A 21,436-nucleotide genomic window follows, 5' to 3' on the forward strand; every position below is an offset into this window, starting at 1 on the left:
GGCGTGCGGCGCGCTTGCGCCTTGATCGGGCCACGGCCGTGCTGGCAGGCTGTGTCGACGATCAACCGGAGCCCTCACATGTTCTCGCCCAAGCCGATCCTCGCGGCCCTCGTCCTCGCGGCCCTGTCCGGCCCCGCCCTCGCGGACCATTCCCCAAAGCACATGCACGTGTTCAAGTCGGCGACCTGCGGGTGCTGCGCGGCATGGGCCGACATCGCCCGCAGGCATGGTTTCGACGTGACGGTCGAGGACCGCGAGGACATGACGGCGGTCAAGCGCTCCCTTGGCGTGGCGGAGGCGGTCGAGTCCTGCCACACGGCGAGGATCGGTGGCTACGTCGTCGAGGGACACGTTCCCATGGAGGCGGTCGACAGGCTGCTCGCGGAGCGGCCCCAAGTGGCGGGGATCGCCGCGCCCGGCATGCCCGCCGGCTCGCCGGGGATGGGAGACGACCCGGACGCCGAGTTCGACGTCCTCTCGTTCGGCGGCGCGTCCGCCGCTCCGGCTGTCTTCCACCGCGCCGGCAAGGACTGACTGGCCGGCCCCCCGAGCGGGATGCGCACTCCGCGGACCCGCGTGGGTGATCAATCCGGACACGGCATCGGCTGACGGAACCAACTCGGAGCCGCGAGGTTTCGGGGCATCGACCCATGGAAAGTTCGATGCTCGGAAAGTGCCTGCGCAGTCTCGTCGTCTTGCTGTCGCTGGTCGCGGTCGCCGCGTTCGCCGGCCACGGCACCGCGATGGCCATGCCCGGGCAGATGGGCATGCCGGGTCACCACAGTGCCGCCGGCCCCGATGCCGCGGTTCACGCTGACGGCCACGCGGACCATGCGGGCCAAGGCGCCGCGAAGGCGGCCGCCGACGGCATGTCCTGCTGCGGCAAGTCTTGCACGAGCCTGCTGCCCTTCCCGCAGCCCCCGCAGGTCGCCGAGCGCCTCCCGGCCGCCGACCCCGTCGCCGCCGTCTCCGAGGCCCGCGCGGGTGTCCTCCCTCCCGGCTTGAAGCGGCCTCCCAAGTCCGCCTGAGCGGACATGCGCCGCTCCCGCAAGCGCGCCTGCGCCGGACTTCGCGTCCCGCCGCGCGACCTTGCCCCCTTCAGAACCCGACGACGGGCCTCAGCCCAACGTGTCGCCGCGCCGAGAACTGCCGAGATACGGCGGCCCCGAGGCGGCGGACCCGACGACGGCCGCGGGAGGTCCCGCCGCCGATCCCGAACCCATGACGAACGGTCCCGACGGACCCCGAAAAGGAACCAACCCATGCGCAAGATCACGATCCTCTCCGCCGTCCTCGCCGCCTTCGCCGTCTCCCACGCGTCCGCGCAGGACAAGGGCGGGATGACGATGTCGTCCGAGCAGGTGACGCTCCCCGCGGCCTGCGAGGCCGCCGCCGGATCCATGGACATGTCGTCCATGATGGGCGGCATGCAGAGCATGATGTCCGGCGGCCAGATGGACGCGGCCCAGAAGGGCAACATGGACGCCATGATGAAGATGCACGGCCCGATGATGAAGGCTGCGATGATCAAGGACCCGGACCTCGCCTTCAACTGCGGGATGATTGCCCACCACCAGGGCGCCATCGCAATGGCCGAGGTCGAGCTGAAGGCTGGCAAGGACGAGAAGTCCAAGGAGATGGCGCGGATGATCATCGACGCGCAGAAGAAGGAAATCGAGGAGATGACGGCCCGCGTCGAGGCCCTCGCCAAGTAAGCGCCGGATCAATGCCCCGGGCGCGGCCGCGCCCGGGGTGACCCGACCAAGCAGAGAACGGGAGCAGGATCCATGGGCTACGGACGCTTCGCCGCGATGATCGCGACCTCGACGGTCGTGATGTTCGGCTTGATGTACCTGAACACCTACGCACTCGACCACGTCTTCTACAGTCAGACCCGGACGTGGATGGCCGTCGTCATGGGCGCCGTGATGTCGCTGATCATGATCGGCTTCATGTGGGGGATGTACCCCCGGCGCGGCGCGAACCTCGGCATCGTCGCGGCCAGCGTCGTCGTCTTTGCCGGCGCCCTCTGGCTGGTGCGCAGCCAGGAGACGGTCGCTGATGTCTCGTACATGAAGGCGATGATCCCCCATCACTCGATCGCCATCATGACCAGCGAGCGGGCGCACATCCGCGATCCGCGGGTGCGCGAGCTCGCCGACGGCATCGTGGAGGCGCAGGTCCGGGAGATCGGCGAGATGGAGCGCCTGATCGCCGACCTCGAGGCGAACCCGCCCGCCGGGGGCGCGCCCGACCTACCGCCGCGCATGTCCGAGGCCGCGCTCGCGGCCGGCAACTGACCGGGAAAGGATACCGACATGTCCACGACCATCGCGGACGGGGTCGCAGCCCCGTCGACCGCAGCAAGGGAAAAGACGGCGACCGTCTACCGGATGGTCATGCCCAAGCACGTCTGCCCCTGGGGGCTGCGTACCGTCGACCTGCTCAAGCGCGAGGGCTTCGAGGTCGACGACCGCTGGCTGACCACCCGCGAGGAGACCGATGCTTTCAAGGCGGAGCACGGCGTCGCGACGACGCCGCAGACGTTCATCGAGGGCAAGCGGGTCGGCGGGTACGACGACCTCCGCCGCTTCCTCGGCAAGTTCGTCGCGGACCCGAAGGCCGTCACCTACAAGCCCGTCGTCGCCATCTTCGCCATGGCCGCCCTCATGGCGGCGTCCGTCACCTGGGCGCTCCTCGGAACCCCGCTGGCGGGCCGCACGGTCGAGTGGTTCGTCTCGATCGCGATGTGCCTCCTGGCCGTCCAGAAGCTGCGGGACGTGGAGGGCTTCGCCACGATGTTCCTCGGCTACGACCTCCTCGCGCAGCGCTGGGTCCGCTACGCCTACCTCTACCCCTTCGGCGAGGCTCTGGCGGGCGTGCTGATGCTTGCGGGCGCCGCCATGTGGCTGTCGGTGCCGGTCGCCCTGTTTATCGGCACGGTCGGGGCCGTCTCGGTGTTCAAGGCGGTCTACGTCGACAAGCGGGAGCTGAAGTGCGCATGTGTCGGCGGGGACTCCAACGTGCCGCTCGGCTTCGTGTCTTTGACTGAGAACCTAATGATGGTCGTGATGGCGCTCTGGATGGCGCTGCGGATGCTCCAGACATGAACCCGATCGCTGGTTTTGCCTTTCCCTTACCTGAAGGTCTCGCCCATATCGGTCCGAATGCCCACAATCTTACTGATACTTAAGCTGCGCTATGGGGGCACGAGAAACGGCGCAACACGCCGCTCGGTGGATCTACCAGGATGACTATCGCTATTCAAAGGCTGGTATCATCATGGACGATCTAATCCTTGCCGGGAGGGGGCCACGTCCGTTGTTCGACACCCGTGATCGCGATCACTTCAAATGCCTTATGACGGCGATCGACGCAGTGAACGCCAAGTTCGGCTGCGGCGCGATAGCGCCGGCGGCTGCCGGCATCCGGCGTGACTGGCAAACCAAGTTCGACATGCGCTCCCCGCGGTACACAACACGGGTTGCCGAGCTACCACGCATCGCAGCACGATAGCGTCCAGATTCTCGCGATGCGCGACCCATGGCGCTTCGATCCAGGGCCATGGACACCTGGTTGAAGTTGCTGAAAGGGCTGAGAAGGGCAGGAGCAAGCGTTATCGGCTTGGCACAGGAATTGCCCCTACCCCATTCATAAGCCTGTCACGGGCTGCAGAGCGGCCCGTGTCCGCATTTCCGAAGGAAGCGGTAGAGGAAAATTCTTTGGTTTGGTTTTTGGGCGACAAGAGTGTCACCCCCTTCCTTCTCGGAGATAGAACGCCTCCGAAGGGGCGGAAGGCAGCCTTTGGCTTCTCCGCGAGCCATGCGGCGAGACCCTTGGTCTCTTCATAGAAAGGACGGACTTTCTCCGTGATCGTGACGATCAGGCCCAGGTGCATTCCGCGGCCATTGCGTTGAATGGCGAGCTGCACGTAGCCGAAGCGAACGAGGTCGACGAGATAGCGCCGGATGGTGCGCGTCGAGCGCGCCATAATGTTTCCAGCCGTGCCCTTCGTGATCGTCGTCTCATGGCCCTTTCCGCACCGCGCACGAAGGACCTGAAGAAAGGCTTTGGCGTTCGGCGTCAGCCGATCGTCGCGCGCGGCTGTGGTCGCCATGTCGCCAGCGTACTGGCGGCTCTCGTTCGGCGCCGCTCGCGTGTGACGCGGCCTTGCCGGCGCAGCCTGACGCTCTGCCTTGGCCATCTGTTCACGGCCGACATTCTGCGAACGACGTGACGCCTCGGCCAGGGAAATGAGCCCCGCCCGATGGTCACGCCAGATCGCTAGCCGGGCGAGATGGTCTGGATGATCAGCACCTTGCTGGGTCGAAATATCGGCAAAAAGGTCCCGTTCGGCGGCTGTCTCCGGTGAGGGGACAAGCGCCGTCGCTCGCGCGCTCCAGGACGCGCGGGGGTGTTGGGCCGTCATGGTCGCTCCTTTGCAAAAAGGCAAAGCGAGGCCGTGGCGGTGAGCCGCGATTTCTCTTGACGATGAGGTTGGGAGAGCTTAATTCTGCGGGTGCGAACCGAATACAGAATGAGGCTCCGGCGGCTCCCGCTTCGGGGCCTTTTTCTTTGCCTATGGCGTCTCCGAGATATGGTTGAGGTCCAACATTAGGCGGCATCTTCCCTGATGACGGCCGCGTCCGCTGGGGTGAAGCTGTCGGGGTCAGTCTTCGCAATCATCATGCGCAGCACTTCCGACCTCGATGTGAGGTTCAATCGGGTTTTGATGACATCGAGCGTCTCCAACTCGCTCTCGTAGAGAACTGCTTCCATCGATCGCATGCCCAATTCGCGCCGACGCGCGCGGGTGAGAGCCTGCAAACTGGGACTGCCCTTCCGTGCCATCATCACGACTCGATTCTGTTAACCGATAACTAGTGCGACGTTGGCTGATTTATGAACGAAACGCTAGCGAAAATCACTGCGAGCAATGCAGGCTCACGCAAGTCACCTTCAATGCCATGAGCGATCGTCTGAGCGCATGTGCAGTGCCTACGGAGCAACGCGCAGCAAGGGTGCCTGGCTCGTTCTAGCGCGTTTCAGCTTCGCTGGTGCGTTCAGCCATCGCTTTGGTGTCGTGGCGCTCAGATGTGAGTGCGAAAGGGACCTTGGATTGCTATTCATATGTGCGGCCTATAGGCTCTAAGCTGCTGTTGGAGCGATAGAAATTATCCTCTTTCATAACTTTGTTTATGGAACCGTCCCCAGTACCAAGGTGCGGCTTTAGTACTCCGCCAAAGGCGAATTGGACGCTCGGCGTGGTGGCCACGGATTGTGGAACATGGCTTCCGGAGGAATTGGATGACCATGGAAAAGCGCATAATTGACATGTGTCGTCGGGAAACGCTCCTCGGTGATATAATCGAGAATGAGATGCTTCCATTGCTCCGCGCCAGAGAGCTCGGGGTCGACCTCCCCGTCCAAAGTGACGTCCGTCGGAATAAGAACGTCCGTATGATAGAGCGCCGTGTAGTCGCGCTGGGAGTGGTCCTTCGGGATATAGAAGGGCATCTTGCCGAGGTTTCGCCGCTTCTCGTCAGTATCAGATTGACGGTTGTGCCACGTGCAGGTCGGTGTTGGAGCGCTTCCCATCCCGCCATTTCCAATCGAACGCAACGCATTGTCCATGGCTCGATCGACAGCCTCCGTGAGTGTTGGCGCAAGGCCATGCTTCACCAATGAGTTGGCCCAGTGCCCAGGACTATTAACGGAGATCAGCAGGCCGCCGGGGCATCGCCTATCGTGATGCCGGGTTCGGTGGGCAGTAGGATAAAAGATGTTGATGCCAGCTTTGAACAGCGTCAGCTCGCCAAGCTCGAGGGGTATGGCTTCCGTATATATGACGTCTGGTTCGACAGGCGCATGCTCGATCAGATAGAGATCGGCAATCTTCTCGCAGAGAGCGACGAGAGCGGCGCTTGGCTTAACCGTTAAGAGACGCGCATCGTTGAACATGATCAGGAAGCCGTGCGCCTTTCCTGCGGCGGCTTGACGTTTCCACTCCCGCCGAGCGCCCTGAATTTTGTGCTGTAGATGGAGATCACCCTTTGCGATGTCCTCATGGTCCAGCCAGCAAACATTGATCCCGATACCGTGTAAGCCGCGTGAACCAAGACGGCCGAATAAGCAGGGCTGATGGCGTGCGATCCACGCTAGAAGGGCGCGGCATTTCTCCTCACGCGTCTTGTCAGCGTCTAGAAGAACCGCGTTAGCCGCATCGATGTCACTCCCGAAGTCTGGTGCGGAGCCTGGATTAGAGGAAGCGTCGATAAGAGCGTGGAGGGGCATAGAGAGGGACGCTTCTGGGCACTCAACTAGCATGCATAAGCCTCAACGATCACATAAACCTGATCGTTTATATGACTCATACATGTTCAGAAAGGCAAGCTTCTTAGTCTCAATGGCTTTCCACCCTGGACCGTTGTATTCCTCATACATGATCGGGAGAGTGCGTTGGAAAAGACCGCAAATATCCTAGGTGCTTTATCCCTCGCGTTGGCCGATGGATTCCGTAGTGCAGTTGCCGACGTCCTAGGAATCGAGGGCGAAACGGGAGCCGCCATCATCATGATCGGCGCGCACCCAGGCATGTCTGTAGGTCAAGTCGCCACTGCTCTCCGGCTTACTCAAAGCGGATCAACGCGCGTCATTGATAGGCTCACAGCCGACGGTTTGGTCATGCGGTCCCAGTCACCTGACAACCGACGTATCGTCCTTTTGGAGCTGACCGAGAAAGGACATCAACTTCGCAAGCTAGCCCTTAAGCAGCGTGAGGGCGTGCTGGAGCGAGCCGTTTCGCCACTTACCGATACTGAAAATGCGGAGCTCGAAGGCCTTTTGCACAAAGTGCTAGGTGGACTGCTGAACAAGCGTGACGGGCAGTGCTACCAAATCTGCCGGATGTGCGACGAGAGTGTCTGTGTTCCGAATGGCTGCCCTATTGAGGAGCGATGGGCTGAGTTGTTCGGTGCTGAGAACAGGCATCAGCTGCCCTGAGGCGTGTTGAATGGACAGGGAACGCGACGCACTCGACTAAAAAGCTCTGATCGACGGAATCAAGCGCCTTCGAACGGGCATACGAAGGCACCATGAGGCATCGGGCAATCAGCTTTGCGGGTCTCCGCCTAGCCTCTGGGTATCTCTACCGGAAGCTCTCAACTCGAGCATTGCGGTCCCGCGTAGGCCGCACTTTCTGGACGGTTGTGTGGCATTCCAAAAAGTCCCGGACGAGCAGGCTTTGAGCGCGCCGCAGGCGCACGTAGAAAACAGCACGCTGCCTCGGTCACGCCAGTCTGATTGGGTGAAAAATAGGGCTGTTGTCTTTCGCACTGTACCGTCTGTCCCATCACGCATCGATAGCCTTTACCACACCGCATCAACGGGTCAGCGTTTGAGCAGACTAGATTTGCATGACTCATTCATGTATGGACCGGTTTCGCGAGTGGTTCTAGCTGCTCATGCAGGCGAAAGGTTGCCGAACCCTGGAAGGTAATCGAGATGGTATTGGAGCTGGCAGCCATTATCGAACTTGCTTCAAAATGCTCTCCAACGGTCGCTCCGGAAACAATGGCGGCCATCATCCGGGTAGAGTCGGGCTTTAATCCTTATGCGATAGGGATCAACGCTGGAACTCCGCTTGATCGCCAGCCGAGCAGCGCTGATGAGGCTGTTGCGCAGGCAGTTGTTCTGCTGAAAGCGGGCGCGAATATCGATCTCGGCCTTGGTCAGATCAATTCGTCCAACCTTGAGTGGTTGGGCCTCACGGTGGCTGATGCCTTTGATGCCTGCCGGAATGTCGCGGCGGCAGCCAGAGTGATTGAGTCCGGCTTCCGTTCCGCTCGGCCGAAAGCAGCGGGAGACAAAGACGCGCTGCATATGGCGCTGTCAGCTTATAACACGGGCAGCCATGAGCGGGGCTTTCGAAATGGCTACGTCCGTAAAGTTCTCAATGCGGGCACCTACGTAGTCCCAGCGATCGAAGACATCCGCAGGGGGTTGACCCCGGCGGAAGGTGTCGAGCCGCCAAGCGGCGGTCCCAATGCTAAACCACTCGCCACCGAGCCCGACGCTCTCGATGTTTTTCGATCGTCCCCGGCCAAGCGGGTGAACCTCTTCAACTGACCCTGTGGCATCTCCCCGGCCCATTCCGCTGGATCAGCCGAGTTCAACCTTAGCCGCCCACCCGGGCAGCGCGCTGCCCTGAGAGTTGGCATCGCGCAACATCACACGGAGGCTTCGATCATGACGATCGCATCTCGGAAATCTGTCGCACTGCTGGTGATGGCTTGTTCGATTGCCCTCAGCGCCACCGACCCCGCCAGAGCTCAGGAGTTTTCGGGCGTCCTGCAAAACATCGTCGACATGTTGACGGGGGATACCGCACGGCTTCTGGCGGTCCTCGGCGTCATCATCACCGGATTTCTTTGGATCTTCGGCTATCTCGATCTCCGACGCTGCGCGATCGTCGTCGCTGGTATTGTGATCTTGTTTTCGGCCGAGGAGATCGTCGGCATGATCACCGGCGCCTGACCAATGGCGGACGACGGACAGGATAGGCTGAGCGAGGACACGCTGTTCCTTGCTTGCACGCGTCCAGCGATGATCGCGGGCGTGCCAGTCGAGGCGATGCTGGTGAACTTTCTAATCACCTCCATCGTCTACCTCCTTGCGGGCAGCATGATCTATCTCGTGCTCGGCGGCGTAATCCATCTCCTCTTCCGCGCGATTGTCCGGCACGACCACAACCGCTTTAACGTCCTCTTTGCCTACCTCCACACGAAGGGCCGCAATCGCAACAAGGCAGTGTGGGGGGGCAGCTCGTATGCCCCGCTGCCGGTCATGCGGCGCTATTCCCGCAAAGACGTCGTCGGATGGTAAGCGCCGCCCTCCTTAAGCGGGAGCTTGGCGCCGCTGCGTTCCTCCCTTACGGCCGTCATGCGAACGAGCATGTCGTCGCGCTGGACACCGGCGCGATGATGCTGGCGCTCAAGCTCGACGGGACGAGCTTTGAAACGGCCGACAACACCGATCTCAACGACTGGCACACCAAGTTACATCAGTCCTGGCGCAACATCGCGAACGATCGGCTTGCCATTTGGACGCATGTCGTCCGCCGCGAGGACAGGACCTATCCGAATGGCGAGTTCCGCTCGACCTTCGCGCGCGATCTTGACGCTAGGTACCGGGAGCATGTCACCGGCCGCCGGCTCTTCGTCAACGAGATTTACGTCACACTGGTCAGCTATGGCGGCCGTGACCTTGGCCAGCGTGCAGCCGGCTTCCTGTCGCGCCTAGCCCGCCGTCGCGGCGACCGGAACGGTCCCGATGTGGACGCAATCAAGTTCCTTGAGGACGCAGGCCGTGACCTGATGGCCGGTCTTGCCCGCTACAATCCCACCCTCCTCGGCCTCTATGAGCATCAAGGGATGATGTTCAGCCAACCGATGGAGATGCTGAACCTCGTCCTCACCGGCGGGCCGCTGCGGATACCGCTTGTCAGAGGTCATCTTGGCAACGCGCTCTATCGCGATCGGCTGATCTTCGGTCGGGAGGCGATCGAGCTGCGCGGCGCGGCCGACCAGCGCTACGCCGGCGTTCTCGGCATTAAGGAATATCCCGCCACCACAAGGCCCGGTGCCTGGAACCACCTCCTGAAAGCGCGTTTCCCTTTCGTGATCTCGCAGAGCTTCACCTTTCTGTCGAAGGCGTCTGCTCGCGTTGTCATGGAGCGTAAGCAGAACCAGATGACGAACGCCAACGACCGAGCCTCGTCGCAGATCGACCAGCTCGACGGCGCGATCGACGACCTCATGTCGAACCGGTTCGTCTTGGGAGAGCACCAGTTCTCGATGCTCGTCTACGGCGACGACATGAAGGGACTGGCAAACAACATGTCCGCCGCCCGCTCGATGCTCGCCGATTCCGGTATGGCCGTCGCGCGTGAGGACCTAGCGCTCGAGGCGGCCTTCTGGTCGCAATTTCCAGGCAATTTCGGTATGCGGGTGCGTCCTGGCGCAATCAACTCACGCAACTTCGCAGCGCTCGCACCCTTCCACAATTTCCCGTACGGAAAGCCTGAGAACAATCACTGGGGTCCCGCGGTCGCACTGCTGCGAACCACGGCGATGAGCCCCTTCCATTTCAACTTCCACGTCGACGATCTCGGCCACACCTTCATTTGCGGCCCTTCGGGCTCCGGCAAGACCGTCGCGCAAAATTTCCTTCTCGCACAGTCCGAGAAGCATGGTGCACAGCAGGTGTTCTTCGATAAGGACCGTGGCGCCGAGCTCTTCGTACGCGCCTGCGGTGGAACCTACCTGACGCTGAAGAATGGTCGCCCGACCGGCTGTGCTCCGTTGAAGGCGCTGGAGTTCACGCCAGAGAACCGCGACTTCTTCGGCCGCCTCGTCCGCAAGCTGGTATCACGTCCGAACGAGCCGCTGTCCGTCGTCGAGGAACGGCGGATCGACGATGGCCTCGCCGCGCTGGAGCCATTGCCGCGCGAACAGCGCTCTCTATCCGCGCTGCGCCCCCTTCTTGGCCAAAGCGACGAGACCGGCATCGGTGCGCGGCTCGAGCGCTGGTGCAATGGTGGCGCGCTCGGCTGGGTGCTCGACAACGACCGCGACGCGATCGCGCTCGACGCCCGCTTCCTTGGCTTCGACATGACCGACTTCCTCGATCATCCGGAAATCCGTACGCCGCTCATGATGGTGCTTTTCCATCGCGTGCAGGCGCTCGCCGATGGACGAAAACTCATCATCGACATCGATGAGTTCTGGAAGGCACTCGGCGACGATGCCTTTCTTGACTTGGCACAGAACGGTCTCAAGACCTACCGCAAGCGCAACGCCATCATGGTGTTCGGTACGCAAAGCCCGGCCGACGCGCTTCGCTCGAAGATCGCGCACACGATCGTCGAAATGTGCCCGACGAAGATATTCATGCCGAACCCGGCCGCCAGCCGCGCCGACTATTGCGAGGGCTTCGGCCTGACGGCGGAGGAATATCGCCTCGTCCGCGAGGAGCTGACGGTCGACATGCGGCAGTTCCTCGTGAAGCAGGGCCACAATTCGGTGGTCTGTGAGCTGAATCTCGGCTCGCTCCCCGACGAGCTGGCGATCCTGTCCGGTCGCTTTGAGACCGTCGACCTCCTCGATGCGATCCGCGCCGAGCACGGTGATGATCCGACCGTTTGGCTCCCGATTTTCCACCAACGCAGAAAGGCTTGATTCATGGCGTTTCAGAAAACCATCCCGGTCACGCTCGTCGTCGTCGGTTCGCTCGTCGCCACTCCTACGTTGGCGCTCGACATCGTATTTGATCCTCGCAACATGGCGGAGTCGATCAAGCAGGTAAGCAATCAGGTCGAGCAGATTGAGCAGCTCAAGAGCCAACTCGACGAAGCAAAACGCCTCTACGACAGCGTGAACGACTTCAAGGATGTCGAAGACATTGCCAAACTCCTCGATAGCAATCAAATCCGCCGCTACTTGCCGGAGAACTTCGACGACTACGAGGATCTCCTGACAGGCAAGGGCTCTGGCGACTTGGCAAGCCGCATCGCGTCCATTCGGGCCGGAAACAAGGTGACCGGCTACACCGCCACGGACGATTTCTACGGCAAGGCTTTGGAACGCCAAGGCATGCGCACCGCGCGCGGTCAAGGGATCGGCGAGGTGATCTACGAGACGGCGGAGGACCGCCTAGGGGGGCTCAAGGAGCTGCGCGACAGCATCGATAGAGCTGACAATGTCGGTGAACTCACCGCGATCTCGACGCGGCTTCAGGCTGAGCAGGCCATGCTCCAGAACGATCTTATGCGAATGCAGGGGCTCAAAATGGTGCAGGAAGCCGAAGAGCGCACTGGGCGTCAGACATTGATGGAGGATCGGCGCCGGCAGGATGCCGAAGACAAGAAGGTCATCGAGTCGTGGATCACGCGATGACAAAAGCCTCCAGAAGCATCGTTCCGCTCATGGCGGTCCTTCTCGCCTCCTGCGGTAGCGAGACGCCTCGTGCCGTGTCGTTTTTCCAGGAGAACGGGACGGTACGTGCAAAGGTGCTCAATGACTGCCGAACCGGCGAGCACCGCGGCGAGGAATGCGACAACGCCAACAAGGCGGAGCACCTTGTAAGGCATGCGCACGAGTCCGCAGAAGACCAGCGCGAAATCGACTCCTGGATCACCCGCTGAGCTAAGTGACAGGAACCGGCGATGATATTCACCACGATCTTCGGCAGTGTCGAGGCCGGGCTTCAAACCTATCTAAGCGATCGGGTCGCGGCCGTCATTCAGGTCGTCGAGCAGCCGCTTCGCATCGCTGCCGTGCTTTACATCGTCCTTTTTGGCATCGCGATCCTGCGCGGTGCCATCGATGAGCCATTCATGGACTTCGCATTGCGGGCCATGAAGATCGTGTTCATCATCTTTCTCGTCACAACCGCAGGCTACAACCAGTACGTGACCGGCCCGCTCTTCAACGACTTGCCGGACCTGATTGGCAATGCCGTCAGCGGCACCACTGGAAACGTCGGTGCAACCTTCGACTCCCTGATGGGACGCGGCTTCCAACTTGCGAAGCGTATCAGCGACGAAGGTGGCTGGTTCGAAATCGGTCCCGCAACCTACAGCCTCGCCGTCTACGTTGCGGCCGCCATCATGGCGGCGATCGGCTTCACAGTTGCGACCGTCGTGAAAGTCGTGCTCGCCCTCCTTGTCGCGATCGGACCTATCTTCATCGCCTGTGCCCTGTTTGAGGCAACGCGCCGCTTTTTCTTCGGCTGGCTCTCCCAATGCGTGAACTACATCATTCTATTCGCTCTCACGCTCGCCATGATGGAACTCGTCCTGTCGCTGACGAACAGCGTCTACCCAACCTTGCAGACCTATAACGCGCAGCTCGCGGGCATGTGCTACGTCGCTCTGTCGATCCTGTCCCTCCTGTTCTTCTTGTGGGCGCCCTCGATCGCGTCCGGCATCGTCGGCGGCGCGTCACTCGGCCTTGCCGACTTCGTACGCCCGATCACGGGCGCCGCCACCAAAGCCGTGAGCGGCGGTTCGCGTGCCGGCGGCAACGCGCCAGGTGGCGGAGCCTTCAAAGCGGGCCGAAACTCCCGCAGCACCTAAGCCACGAACCGTCGACCGCCAACAACGTGACGATTCACCGTATCGAAGAGGTCGATATCTTGTTCCGTGTCACCATCGCCTTGGCGCTGTCCGTCCTCACGACGGGCTGCGCCACGGGTGTCAACCGCGATCTGCCGAGATGCAACGGTGTCGCCAAGCGGCCCCTCAATGCCGGGTTATGGATTCCAAAGGATCCGAAGCTTGCCAGTCAAATGAGAAACGAGACCGGCAGCAAGGTTCTGTTCGATCGAGAGCCGAACGAGGTCATGCAGCAATCCGCGTCCATGACGCCCTACGGTCCAGACATGCGACCGCCGTTTCCAGCCTTGAGTCCATCGGATGCTGATCTCATGGCCACGCTGTCGCTCGAACCCTGCTGAGGATTTGAAATGATCGAGCAGGGGGACCTGAAGACCTATTTCGCCGAGGCACAGCGCTGGGACCAGCAGCGACTCGCCAGCGCCATGCGCTCCAAGCGTCTCGCCTGGACCGTCGCAGCGTGTGCCTGCGGCCTTGCGGCTGCCGCCGTGCTCGGGGTCGCGGCCCTCGCGCCGTTGAAGACCGTCGAGCCCTTCGTCGTGCGCGTCAACGAGAACACCGGTTTCGTGGACATCATCCGCGAGATCACCGGAAAGGAGACCGTCACATACGAGGAAGCCGTGCAGCGCTACTGGCTCGGCCGCTATGTCCGCGCCCGCGAGAACTATTCCGCCTTGGAACAGCAGGAGCGCTTTCACGAGGTCGCTCTGTTCTCCACCCCGGCGGAGCAGGAACGCTTTGCGAGCGAGGTCACGCCGAGCAATCCGCAATCCCCGGTGAACCAGATGGGCCGGAACGGCCGCGTCCTGATCGACATCACCTCGATCAGCTTCCTGAATAAGGAAATCGCAAACGTCCGCTTCCTGAAGACGACGGAGCGCGGCAAGGAAGTCGCCCGGACGAACTGGATCGCGACCATCGGTTTCGCCTACATGGCGGCACCGACCAGCGAGCGCGATCGGTTGGTTAATCCGCTTGGGTTCCAGGTGCTGAGCTACCGCGCCGACCCGGAGGTGGTGCGATGACCGTCCGCGCCACTCAGTTCGGCCTCGGCCTTTCGGTGGCTGTCATTGCGCCCTGCCCTGTGCTTGCGCTCGATGTTCCTGCCGTCGGTCAGTACGACACACGCGTCCGCGTCGTGAACTACAACCCCATGCAGGTCTATCGCGTCATCGGCGTCCTGCGCTCGGTGCAGCAAGTTGTGTTCTCAGACGACGAGGAGGTCTTGAACGTCGCCGTTGGCGACACGGTCGGCTGGGAAACCGCAGCAGTCCGCAACGTTCTCTTCCTTAAGCCTGTGGATCCACACCCGCCGACGAACATGATTGTCACGACGCTCCGCGGCAACGGCGAAACGCGAAACTATTCCTTCGAGCTGCACACATCGAAGGGCGATCAGGCCGCCGGAAGCGAAGCCTATTTCCAGGTTAAGTTTGCCTACCCGATCGACGAGGCGAACCGCCGCCGAGCCGAGGCGAAAGTGAAGGCAGAGGCGGCCGAGCAGACAGCGGTGGGCAAAACGCTGGACAACGACGCCTTCTATGGCTCGCGGAATTACGCCTACTCCGCACAAGGCTCGATCGCGTTGCAGCCTTCACACGTATGGGACAATGGCAAGATCACGCATCTTCGCTTCCCCGCGAACATGGAAGTGCCCTCAGTTTATGTCGTGAACGAGGATGGAACGGAAGCCGTCGCGCAATATGACACTCGCGGCGACTACATCGTCCTCCACCAGGTTGCGCGGGAGATCCGACTTCGTCGCGGCGGCGTCGTGCTCTGCATCACAAATGAGAACTTCTCTGACTTCGGCATCGACCCTGGCACCAACACTGTGTCGTCAGGCGTAGCGCGGGTGCGAAAGTAAGCTGCGATGAGCGACATCAATGAGCGCGAGGCGCGACCAGAACATGAAGATCGCGGCATCTCCCCGGTGCAGGGTAGCAGCGGAGGTGGCCTGTCCATGCAGACGGCGAGTGGCAAGGCTCTCGCCATGCTGGCGCTTGTCGCAGGCTGCGGCCTTTTCCTCTATTTCGGTAGTGGTAAGGGTCGCAATGCCGACGACGAACCGTCAACGCGACCGCAGACGATCCGGGTGACACGGCAGTACGAGGAACCGGACTTCCCCGCAGAACCGGCGCCTTCCGCGCCGCAGCAGCCGGCAGCACTGCCGGCGGAGCGCGAGGAGCCGCAACGCGAACGTAGTGAAAAGCCAACCAAAGCTGAAGAACGCCTGCAGGCGTCGCAATATGCGCCGCTGATGGCGATCAATGGTGGCCAGCACCGTTCGTCAGAGCGTGGCGACAGCAATCGAGCAGTGTCGACCCCATTCCCTGAACAGCAGGCCCAAAGGGAGCCGACGGCGCTCGAAGCGAACCTTCGCTCTTCGACGATCGACATGAACGAGGCGGCTTACCTGCCGAACCGCGATCTTCTCCTCACCGCCGGCTCCATCCTCACCTGCGTGCTTCAGACTGCGATGGACACCACCACTCCGGGGCTCGTGTCCTGTGTCATCCCACGCGATGTTCTCTCCGAAAGCGGTCGCGTCGTCGTGATGGAAAAGGGCACCAAGGTTCTCGGCGAATACCAGGGCGGTATGCGTCAGGGACAGGAACGCATTTTCGTGACATGGAACCGTGCCGTGACACCGACGGGTGTCGCGATCACGTTGGACTCCCCGGCGAGCGACCAGCTCGGACGCTCTGGCTTCGACGGCAAGGTGGAGACCTATTTTTGGACACGGTTCGGCGGGGCGATGCTCCTTTCCGTGATCGGCGACGTCGGCAAGATTGGCGGCACCTATCTCTCGGACCGCGACATCGAACTGAATGAGACGCAGTCTGCCGGCAAGGATGCCGCCGCGATCGCGCTCGAGAACTCGATCAACATTCCGCCGGTTCTGCGCAAGAACCAGGGCGAGGAGGTCGCGATCTTCGTCGCCAACGACCTGAACTTCGCTGGCGTCTACCAGCTCCGCCGCGTCTCCCGCTCCTCAGGCGAGGTTTCAGGCGCCGCTGTTCGATCCAACCACCAAGGCAGGGTCTCGTCATCCTCCGCCGGCATGGTGTTCAAACCGTGAGAGACACCGCCGTCCTGCTTCATCACCTCAAGCCGCTTCAAGCGCTTCTCGACGGCGACGGGGTGACGGAGGTCGTCGTGAACACACCGGGTTGGATAGGCGTCGAGGACGCGAAGGGCTGGCGCTGGGTCGAGACCGAATGCCTGACCGCCGACTGGCTGCGGCGGCTGGCAACGGCCGCGGCAGCCTTCACACAGCAGGACGTCACCGACAGCCGCCCGATCTGCTCGACGGAATTGCCGCGCGGCGAGCGCTGCCAGATCGTCATTCCGCCGGCGGTGCCCGCGGATGAAATCTCGATCACCATCCGCAAGCCGTCCAGCCTTGACCTGTCGCTGGAAGATCTCGAGCGAGGCGGCCTGTTTGGCGATGTGCGCGGCGCGACCGCGGAAACGGCTGACCTAACACCGGAAGACCTCGTCCTCGTCGATCTCCACCGCCGGAACGAATGGGCAGCGTTTCTGCGCGGCGCAGTGCGCGCTCGCAAAAACATCCTCGTGTCGGGCGCCACCGGCGCCGGCAAGACCACGATCTCGAAGGCCCTGATCCCACTCATTCCGGCCGACGAGCGGATTGTTACCATTGAGGACACACGAGAACTCGTCGTCCCGCACAAAAACCGCGTCCACATGCTCTATGCTAAGGATGGAGCGGGGCGTGCGCAGATCGGACCGAAGGACCTTCTCGAAAGCGCCCTTCGGATGCGACCCGACCGCATCCTTCTCCAAGAGCTGCGCGACGGCACCGCCTTCTATTACTTGCGCAACGTGAACTCCGGCCATCCGGGTTCGATCACAACCCTTCACGCCAACTCTGCCATGCTCGCCTTCGAACAGTTGACGCTCCTCGTCAAAGAGTCGGAAGCGGGGCGTGACCTGACACGCGATGACATACGGAGCCTGCTCTATCAGCTCGTCGACGTCGTGATGCAGGTTCACAAGGTCGAGGGAGGCAATCGCCGTGTCACGGAGATCTACTTTGACCCGCATCGAAAGCTTGAGTCCGGGCATTAAAGCGCTTGTCTACGGGCTGATAGGCCTGGCTGCAGTTGCCCTGTTCGTGGCCATCGCCTCGGGCCTGATGCAAATCGGCTTGCGGGAGTGGGATCGAGCCTACAATCCGATCATGATGCCGCAATACCTGTGGCTTTATCCCAGCGACGAGGTGGTGAAATCCTGGGCCTATCGCGGTGGCCTTGGCGCCGTGATCATTTGCCTCTTCGGCTTTGGTGCAATCATCCGTCGGCGCCCGAATGTTCACGGTTCGGCTCGTTTTGCGAAGGAAAGCGAGATTTGCCGCCCGATCTCGGGTGGCGATAGCCTGCGCGAGACCGTTGGAATCCTCGTGGGTGAGAAGAATGGCAGGTTCCTGTGCTTGGGCGGTTCGGAACATGTCATGCTCTACGCGCCGACCCGTTCGGGAAAAGGCGTAAGCTGCGCGATCCCCAACCTCCTCAATTGGCCAGATTCCGCCGTAGTCCTTGATGTGAAACAGGAGAATTTCGCGAAGACGGCAGGGTTTCGGGCGAGGCACGGTCAGGAGGTTTACCTGTTCGATCCGCTCGACCAGGAGGGGCGCACGGCACGCTACAATCCGCTTGGGCACATCGATCGGGAGAGCCCCATCGAGCGGCTCGACGAGTTGCAGAAGATCGCATCGATGCTGTTCCCAGATCCTCCAAAGGCAGATCCCATCTGGGCGCAAATGGCTCGCACGGGCTTTATCGGCGTAGGTAGCATGGTCGCTGAAACCCCAGATCGCCCATTCACCATTGGCGAGATATACCGGCAGCTCACCATCGGCGACACAAAGACTTATCTGCGGGAAACGATAGAAAGTAGGCGGGAAGCAGGCTCCCCGTTTTCTGAACGCACCACGCTCGCCGTCAACGACTTTACGGCCGCGCCCGACAATATGTTCGGTTCGACCAAAAACACGATCACTAGTTCACTGGCGCTCTGGCTGAACCCCGCAGTCGATCGCGCAACAAGCGTGAGCGACTTCGACCTGCGCGATCTGCGGGAGCGAAGGATAACCGTCTACCTGGGCGTCAGCCCGGACAATATGGAGCGCGTTCGTCCGCTATACGCTCTCTTCTTCCAACAGATGATCGATCTGAACACACGGCAGGAGGCGCATCAGTACAAGGTTCTGCTGGTTCTGGATGAGTTCGCACGCCTGGGACAGGCCAGTGTTCTCGCCTCAGCCTTCTCCTATGTGGCAAGCTATGGCATTCGCCTGCTGCCGATCCTCCAGTCTCCGTCCCAGCTTAGCGCCTGTTACGGCTCCGACGTGGCCGATGAAATTATGACGAATTGCGGGGTCGAGATCATCTTCACGCCAAAGGAGTTGAAGATCGCTCAGAACATCTCTGAGCGCATAGGCTATGCCGGGATTGAGACCCGGAGCGTCAGCCGTCCGACTTTGTTTTCAGCAGGACGTCGGACCCAGACTGAAGGCGAGCAGCGCCGCGCTCTGATGATGCCTCAAGAGCTTCTGCAAATGCCTCGACATGAGCTCTTGGTCATGCGGGGCGGCGTCCCTCCCGTTAGAGGGCGGAAAATAACATACTACACACATCGGGGCTTCAAGAGCCGGCTTTTCCCGCCTCCGGCAAGTCCTGCTCTCGGACCGATCGCCCAACTTGAAGATCCTCGTGACCAGAAGCTCCGTGCGCAGACAGCCGAGAATGCAAGGCTTCGTGCACAGCTTGAGCAGATGGCAGATGAGCTGGACGCATCTCGAGTTGCGGCGAAGCGGCCAAGCCCAACCGAAACTCTGACAGAGGCATCGCAGGCCGGACACATCGTGAAAGTGATGGGACCGGATGACGATGAGGTCCCTGCAGCGCCGGGCATCATGGAACGAAACATGACCGACGCGGAGCGCGCTGGGGAGGTGCCTTTGGATTTTGAGTCCCTCACTCCGAACTTCCAGTTTGCCCACATGGACGTGTCCAGTTTTGAGAAATCAGCGCAGAACGAAAATCTCGAACATGAGATTAGCGCTGCGATCAAAGCGCACCTCAACAGCCCAAAAGTGAAGACCAAAGGTAAATCCGACGCCTCGCGCGCGGCCTAGCAGGAGACGGAGCGATGGCAGACGGGAACGGACGTACGCTGGGTTCGGATGACGTGACAACGGGCAAGACGCCCATCCCGTCAGATCAAACCCAACCCAATAATACCATCACCCCTGCCTTTGAGCGCGATCGTCAGGGGGAGGCAAAGCAGCCGGAACCGGATCGTGAGGCGGCACGTGCGAGTTCTGACGAGGACGGACGAGACGCGGCAGCATCCCCTCCCCTCGACCCCAAAGCGAAGAAGGGGAAGGCGTCTCTCGAAATTGGGGACGTACCGGTGGAGATTGCTGAGCGATACTTTTCTCAAAAAAGTGGAAGCGGTCAGGGCTTCTATCCCGATGCGCAAACTAAGGATGCCGCCTTCATCGACGCTGGGAACAAGCTCTCGGCCGAGCGAACCGATCCCAACATCGTGTCCGATATGCTTAAGGTGGCAGCCCATCGAGGATGGGAAAAACTGGAGGTCGCCGGGACGGCTGAGTTCCGCCGCGAGGTCTGGCTGCAAGCTCAAGAGCGAGGTCTCGAGGTTGTTGGCTACAAGCCGACTGAACGTGATCTTCAAGAGCTTGAGCGGCGGCAGCAAGGTCGAATGCTCGAAACCGGAGGTGAGGTTCGTCAGCGCGAGCCGGATCCGGCGGCGTCCAAATCCGAACGCGAACGCCAACCGACCGAGACGGGGGTAACGGGAAAACTCATTGAAGTGGGCGAAGCACCCTACCAAGGCCGAAAAGACGCCGAGCCCTCTCCATTCGTGAAGCTAGAACTGGAAGGGGGGCAGACGAAAACGCTTTGGGGCGCGGGGCTACCCGATGCCGTCCAGCGTGCAGGGGTCGAAACGGGCGATACCGTCACGGTGAAGCGGGACGGGTTCGAGCAAGTCATCAAGACCGTTCTGGTTCGCGATAGGGACACAGGCAAACCGGTGCAGGATAAGGAGACCGGCAAAGCGATCTACGAGGATAAGGCTGTCGATCGCGGCATGTGGACCGTGACCGCCGAAAAATTCCTGAACGCTGGCAATGAAGCCCGTCAAGCGGACCCTAAGATACGGGCAGCAGACAGCCAAATGTGTGTCATTGAGGGGTTTGTGAAATCGAAGACGTTGGACCCGGGGATGCGCGACCGCCTTATCGAAGGAGCGCGGCGAGAAATCGCAAAAGGCCTTTCGGAAGGGGCGAGCTTCGCAGAAGCCAAGGTCCATTTCGTCCAACGCGACGAGCGTTCCGTCGAGAAGCCTGTTGTCGATCGGCAGAAGCAGCATGATCCCGAGCGGGGCGGAGAAAAGAAAAAAACGGAGGCCCAGCGCGAGGCCCAAATGGTCGGTGATACGACCAAGGATATTCAAAAGCGCATGGTGCAGGAGAAACGCGGTCCTGAACGAGAGCGCTCGCGATAAGTATGCCAGCAGCCCCTTTCCTGCGTTGACCGTAGGCTAGAAAGAATTGGGGCGCTTCCGGGCACCCGTATGACTGGCTGCTTGCAACCGGACGGGTTGGTCAGCGGTCGGTCTGCTTACAGGCGTTGGAGAGCTCAAAGCTGCCGTGACCCCCAGCCCTAAACCTTCTAGACGCTTTCAGTTGTCGAGCCCGGAAATGCTGACAATGCTTCGAGTTCCTGACGAAAGCGACAAGTCGTGACCCGAGCAGCCTCTGGAACGTCGGATGCTACTCCGTAGGCGGTGTGCCAGGACGAAGAACGAACGTGCCACCCTTCCGATAAGCGTGATCGAGCCCTCGCTCGTCACAGCCCTCGTAGCCGGTAGTCAGCGTAATGTCTCCGTTCTCGGCTTGTCCCACCTCGATGCTCGGGTCCAATCCGACAGGAACCGAGCCCGCGCCGGGCACGACGGTTCCCTCGTAGATGCCATCGGTCTCGTCGACCTTGCCAGTGAACTCGCAGGGACCCTTCTTGAAGCGGACCGAACGACCAAAGAACGTAGACGGCCTTTCTACGCCGATGGTGCAGGCTTCGCCGTCGCAGGTAGCATCGTAGATCGCCCCGAGCGTGAGGTCGGCGTGGGCCGAAGAGGTGCTCGCAGCGAACAGGACGAGGGCAAGGATGGCGAGAGGCTTCACGGAATCTCCTTCTAGATCGCGTT

General features: G+C 61.3%; 25 protein-coding genes. 21 read left to right on the plus strand and 4 right to left on the minus strand.

Features of this window, described 5'->3' with window-relative positions; genetic code table 11:
* The first annotated feature begins 78 nt into the window (after positions 1-78).
* From AUL28_RS21115 to AUL28_RS23440, 6 genes are all read left to right on the plus strand, one after another.
* Positions 79-534 (plus strand): DUF411 domain-containing protein, encoded by a 456-nt coding sequence (locus AUL28_RS21115; protein WP_062236752.1) that lies wholly within the window; start codon positions 79-81, stop codon positions 532-534.
* A 116-nt stretch (positions 535-650) separates the two neighbouring features.
* Positions 651-1,028, plus strand: a complete 378-nt coding sequence (locus tag AUL28_RS21120) for a hypothetical protein (RefSeq protein WP_244493593.1) — start codon at positions 651-653, stop codon at positions 1,026-1,028.
* Between the two features lie 234 nt (positions 1,029-1,262).
* Positions 1,263-1,715: a DUF305 domain-containing protein gene (locus tag AUL28_RS21125; protein ID WP_062236758.1), complete on the plus strand. Its 453-nt coding sequence runs from the start codon at positions 1,263-1,265 to the stop codon at positions 1,713-1,715.
* Positions 1,716-1,787: 72 nt separating this feature from the next.
* Positions 1,788-2,300: a DUF305 domain-containing protein gene (locus AUL28_RS21130; protein ID WP_062236761.1), complete on the plus strand. Its 513-nt coding sequence runs from the start codon at positions 1,788-1,790 to the stop codon at positions 2,298-2,300.
* Between the two features lie 18 nt (positions 2,301-2,318).
* Positions 2,319-3,110 (plus strand): glutaredoxin family protein, encoded by a 792-nt coding sequence (locus AUL28_RS21135; protein ID WP_062236764.1) that lies wholly within the window; start codon positions 2,319-2,321, stop codon positions 3,108-3,110.
* Between the two features lie 250 nt (positions 3,111-3,360).
* On the plus strand, positions 3,361-3,516 hold the full coding sequence (locus tag AUL28_RS23440) for a DUF4113 domain-containing protein (RefSeq protein ID WP_244493595.1): 156 nt from the start codon (positions 3,361-3,363) through the stop codon (positions 3,514-3,516).
* 100 nt (positions 3,517-3,616) lie between these two features.
* Here the strand turns inward: AUL28_RS23440 and AUL28_RS21145 are convergent, their stop codons facing one another.
* From AUL28_RS21145 to AUL28_RS21155, 3 genes are all read right to left on the minus strand, one after another.
* The gene (locus AUL28_RS21145) at positions 3,617-4,429 is read right to left on the minus strand and encodes a helix-turn-helix domain-containing protein (protein WP_244493594.1); all 813 of its coding nucleotides are present in this window, start codon (positions 4,427-4,429) and stop codon (positions 3,617-3,619) included.
* A gap of 185 nt (positions 4,430-4,614) precedes the next feature.
* Entirely contained in the window at positions 4,615-4,854 is a 240-nt protein-coding gene (locus AUL28_RS21150; protein ID WP_062236773.1) for a hypothetical protein, read from the minus strand.
* Positions 4,855-5,229: 375 nt separating this feature from the next.
* Positions 5,230-6,294, minus strand: coding sequence for a hypothetical protein (locus AUL28_RS21155; RefSeq protein ID WP_062236776.1), 1,065 nt, complete (start codon positions 6,292-6,294; stop codon positions 5,230-5,232).
* Positions 6,295-6,459: 165 nt separating this feature from the next.
* Here AUL28_RS21155 and AUL28_RS21160 point away from each other — a divergent pair, with 165 nt between their 5' ends.
* The 15 genes from AUL28_RS21160 to AUL28_RS22890 all read left to right on the plus strand — a co-directional run bounded on the left by AUL28_RS21160 (position 6,460) and on the right by AUL28_RS22890 (position 20,734).
* A complete protein-coding gene (locus tag AUL28_RS21160) occupies positions 6,460-7,002 on the plus strand; it encodes a MarR family winged helix-turn-helix transcriptional regulator (protein ID WP_062236779.1) in 543 nt (180 codons plus the stop codon).
* A 501-nt stretch (positions 7,003-7,503) separates the two neighbouring features.
* Positions 7,504-8,127 carry a lytic transglycosylase domain-containing protein gene (locus tag AUL28_RS21165; RefSeq protein WP_062236782.1) on the plus strand — a complete coding sequence of 208 codons (624 nt, stop codon included), beginning with the start codon at positions 7,504-7,506 and terminating at the stop codon, positions 8,125-8,127.
* 120 nt (positions 8,128-8,247) lie between these two features.
* Positions 8,248-8,535 (plus strand): TrbC/VirB2 family protein, encoded by a 288-nt coding sequence (locus AUL28_RS21170; RefSeq protein ID WP_082640619.1) that lies wholly within the window; start codon positions 8,248-8,250, stop codon positions 8,533-8,535.
* A 3-nt stretch (positions 8,536-8,538) separates the two neighbouring features.
* The gene (locus AUL28_RS21175; protein ID WP_062236788.1) at positions 8,539-8,883 is read left to right on the plus strand and encodes a type IV secretion system protein VirB3; all 345 of its coding nucleotides are present in this window, start codon (positions 8,539-8,541) and stop codon (positions 8,881-8,883) included.
* Entirely contained in the window at positions 8,877-11,237 is a 2,361-nt protein-coding gene (locus tag AUL28_RS21180) for a VirB4 family type IV secretion/conjugal transfer ATPase (protein ID WP_062236792.1), read from the plus strand. The genes AUL28_RS21175 and AUL28_RS21180 overlap by 7 nt, the downstream gene beginning before the upstream one ends.
* A gap of 3 nt (positions 11,238-11,240) precedes the next feature.
* The gene (locus AUL28_RS21185) at positions 11,241-11,954 is read left to right on the plus strand and encodes a type IV secretion system protein (protein ID WP_062236794.1); all 714 of its coding nucleotides are present in this window, start codon (positions 11,241-11,243) and stop codon (positions 11,952-11,954) included.
* Complete coding sequence (locus AUL28_RS21190) at positions 11,951-12,202, plus strand: EexN family lipoprotein (RefSeq protein WP_062236797.1); 252 nt, start codon at positions 11,951-11,953, stop codon at positions 12,200-12,202. Before AUL28_RS21185 ends, AUL28_RS21190 begins: the two co-directional genes overlap by 4 nt.
* A 21-nt stretch (positions 12,203-12,223) precedes the next feature.
* Entirely contained in the window at positions 12,224-13,135 is a 912-nt protein-coding gene (locus AUL28_RS21195) for a type IV secretion system protein (RefSeq protein WP_062236800.1), read from the plus strand.
* Between the two features lie 26 nt (positions 13,136-13,161).
* Positions 13,162-13,515 carry a hypothetical protein gene (locus AUL28_RS21200; RefSeq protein ID WP_062236803.1) on the plus strand — a complete coding sequence of 118 codons (354 nt, stop codon included), beginning with the start codon at positions 13,162-13,164 and terminating at the stop codon, positions 13,513-13,515.
* Positions 13,516-13,524: 9 nt separating this feature from the next.
* Positions 13,525-14,199, plus strand: coding sequence for a virB8 family protein (locus AUL28_RS21205; RefSeq protein ID WP_062236805.1), 675 nt, complete (start codon positions 13,525-13,527; stop codon positions 14,197-14,199).
* Positions 14,196-15,041: a TrbG/VirB9 family P-type conjugative transfer protein gene (locus AUL28_RS21210; protein WP_062236807.1), complete on the plus strand. Its 846-nt coding sequence runs from the start codon at positions 14,196-14,198 to the stop codon at positions 15,039-15,041. Before AUL28_RS21205 ends, AUL28_RS21210 begins: the two co-directional genes overlap by 4 nt.
* A 6-nt stretch (positions 15,042-15,047) precedes the next feature.
* A complete protein-coding gene (virB10, locus tag AUL28_RS21215; protein ID WP_062236809.1) occupies positions 15,048-16,256 on the plus strand; it encodes a type IV secretion system protein VirB10 in 1,209 nt (402 codons plus the stop codon).
* The gene (gene virB11 / locus AUL28_RS21220) at positions 16,253-17,269 is read left to right on the plus strand and encodes a P-type DNA transfer ATPase VirB11 (RefSeq protein WP_062236813.1); all 1,017 of its coding nucleotides are present in this window, start codon (positions 16,253-16,255) and stop codon (positions 17,267-17,269) included. The genes virB10 and virB11 overlap by 4 nt, the downstream gene beginning before the upstream one ends.
* Positions 17,235-19,337, plus strand: a complete 2,103-nt coding sequence (locus AUL28_RS21225; RefSeq protein WP_156420121.1) for a type IV secretory system conjugative DNA transfer family protein — start codon at positions 17,235-17,237, stop codon at positions 19,335-19,337. The genes virB11 and AUL28_RS21225 overlap by 35 nt, the downstream gene beginning before the upstream one ends.
* A 14-nt stretch (positions 19,338-19,351) precedes the next feature.
* Complete coding sequence (locus AUL28_RS22890; protein ID WP_156420122.1) at positions 19,352-20,734, plus strand: LPD7 domain-containing protein; 1,383 nt, start codon at positions 19,352-19,354, stop codon at positions 20,732-20,734.
* 268 nt (positions 20,735-21,002) lie between these two features.
* On the opposite strand, the gene AUL28_RS21240 is transcribed toward AUL28_RS22890, so the two are convergent.
* Positions 21,003-21,413 (minus strand): hypothetical protein, encoded by a 411-nt coding sequence (locus AUL28_RS21240; protein WP_062236826.1) that lies wholly within the window; start codon positions 21,411-21,413, stop codon positions 21,003-21,005.
* Between the last annotated feature and the right edge of the window lie 23 nt (positions 21,414-21,436).

Source organism: Aureimonas sp. N4, assembly GCF_001463925.1.
Lineage (GTDB): Bacteria > Pseudomonadota > Alphaproteobacteria > Rhizobiales > Rhizobiaceae > Aureimonas > Aureimonas ureilytica_A.

What these genes read in the sequence shown, in the direction of transcription:
- AUL28_RS21170 (WP_082640619.1), top strand. Translation starts at nt 8,248, where the DNA reads ATGACGATCGCATCTCGGAAATCTGTCGCACTGCTGGTGATGGCTTGT.
- AUL28_RS21205 (WP_062236805.1), top strand. Translation starts at nt 13,525, where the DNA reads ATGATCGAGCAGGGGGACCTGAAGACCTATTTCGCCGAGGCACAGCGC.
- AUL28_RS21125 (WP_062236758.1), top strand. Translation starts at nt 1,263, where the DNA reads ATGCGCAAGATCACGATCCTCTCCGCCGTCCTCGCCGCCTTCGCCGTC.
- AUL28_RS21150 (WP_062236773.1), bottom strand. Translation starts at nt 4,854, where the DNA reads ATGATGGCACGGAAGGGCAGTCCCAGTTTGCAGGCTCTCACCCGCGCG.
- AUL28_RS21195 (WP_062236800.1), top strand. Translation starts at nt 12,224, where the DNA reads ATGATATTCACCACGATCTTCGGCAGTGTCGAGGCCGGGCTTCAAACC.
- AUL28_RS21145 (WP_244493594.1), bottom strand. Translation starts at nt 4,429, where the DNA reads ATGACGGCCCAACACCCCCGCGCGTCCTGGAGCGCGCGAGCGACGGCG.
- AUL28_RS21210 (WP_062236807.1), top strand. Translation starts at nt 14,196, where the DNA reads ATGACCGTCCGCGCCACTCAGTTCGGCCTCGGCCTTTCGGTGGCTGTC.
- AUL28_RS21130 (WP_062236761.1), top strand. Translation starts at nt 1,788, where the DNA reads ATGGGCTACGGACGCTTCGCCGCGATGATCGCGACCTCGACGGTCGTG.
- virB10 (WP_062236809.1), top strand. Translation starts at nt 15,048, where the DNA reads ATGAGCGACATCAATGAGCGCGAGGCGCGACCAGAACATGAAGATCGC.
- AUL28_RS21175 (WP_062236788.1), top strand. Translation starts at nt 8,539, where the DNA reads ATGGCGGACGACGGACAGGATAGGCTGAGCGAGGACACGCTGTTCCTT.
- AUL28_RS22890 (WP_156420122.1), top strand. Translation starts at nt 19,352, where the DNA reads ATGGCAGACGGGAACGGACGTACGCTGGGTTCGGATGACGTGACAACG.
- AUL28_RS21135 (WP_062236764.1), top strand. Translation starts at nt 2,319, where the DNA reads ATGTCCACGACCATCGCGGACGGGGTCGCAGCCCCGTCGACCGCAGCA.
- AUL28_RS21115 (WP_062236752.1), top strand. Translation starts at nt 79, where the DNA reads ATGTTCTCGCCCAAGCCGATCCTCGCGGCCCTCGTCCTCGCGGCCCTG.
- AUL28_RS21180 (WP_062236792.1), top strand. Translation starts at nt 8,877, where the DNA reads ATGGTAAGCGCCGCCCTCCTTAAGCGGGAGCTTGGCGCCGCTGCGTTC.
- AUL28_RS23440 (WP_244493595.1), top strand. Translation starts at nt 3,361, where the DNA reads ATGACGGCGATCGACGCAGTGAACGCCAAGTTCGGCTGCGGCGCGATA.
- AUL28_RS21155 (WP_062236776.1), bottom strand. Translation starts at nt 6,294, where the DNA reads ATGCCCCTCCACGCTCTTATCGACGCTTCCTCTAATCCAGGCTCCGCA.
- AUL28_RS21120 (WP_244493593.1), top strand. Translation starts at nt 651, where the DNA reads ATGGAAAGTTCGATGCTCGGAAAGTGCCTGCGCAGTCTCGTCGTCTTG.
- AUL28_RS21165 (WP_062236782.1), top strand. Translation starts at nt 7,504, where the DNA reads ATGGTATTGGAGCTGGCAGCCATTATCGAACTTGCTTCAAAATGCTCT.
- AUL28_RS21190 (WP_062236797.1), top strand. Translation starts at nt 11,951, where the DNA reads ATGACAAAAGCCTCCAGAAGCATCGTTCCGCTCATGGCGGTCCTTCTC.
- AUL28_RS21185 (WP_062236794.1), top strand. Translation starts at nt 11,241, where the DNA reads ATGGCGTTTCAGAAAACCATCCCGGTCACGCTCGTCGTCGTCGGTTCG.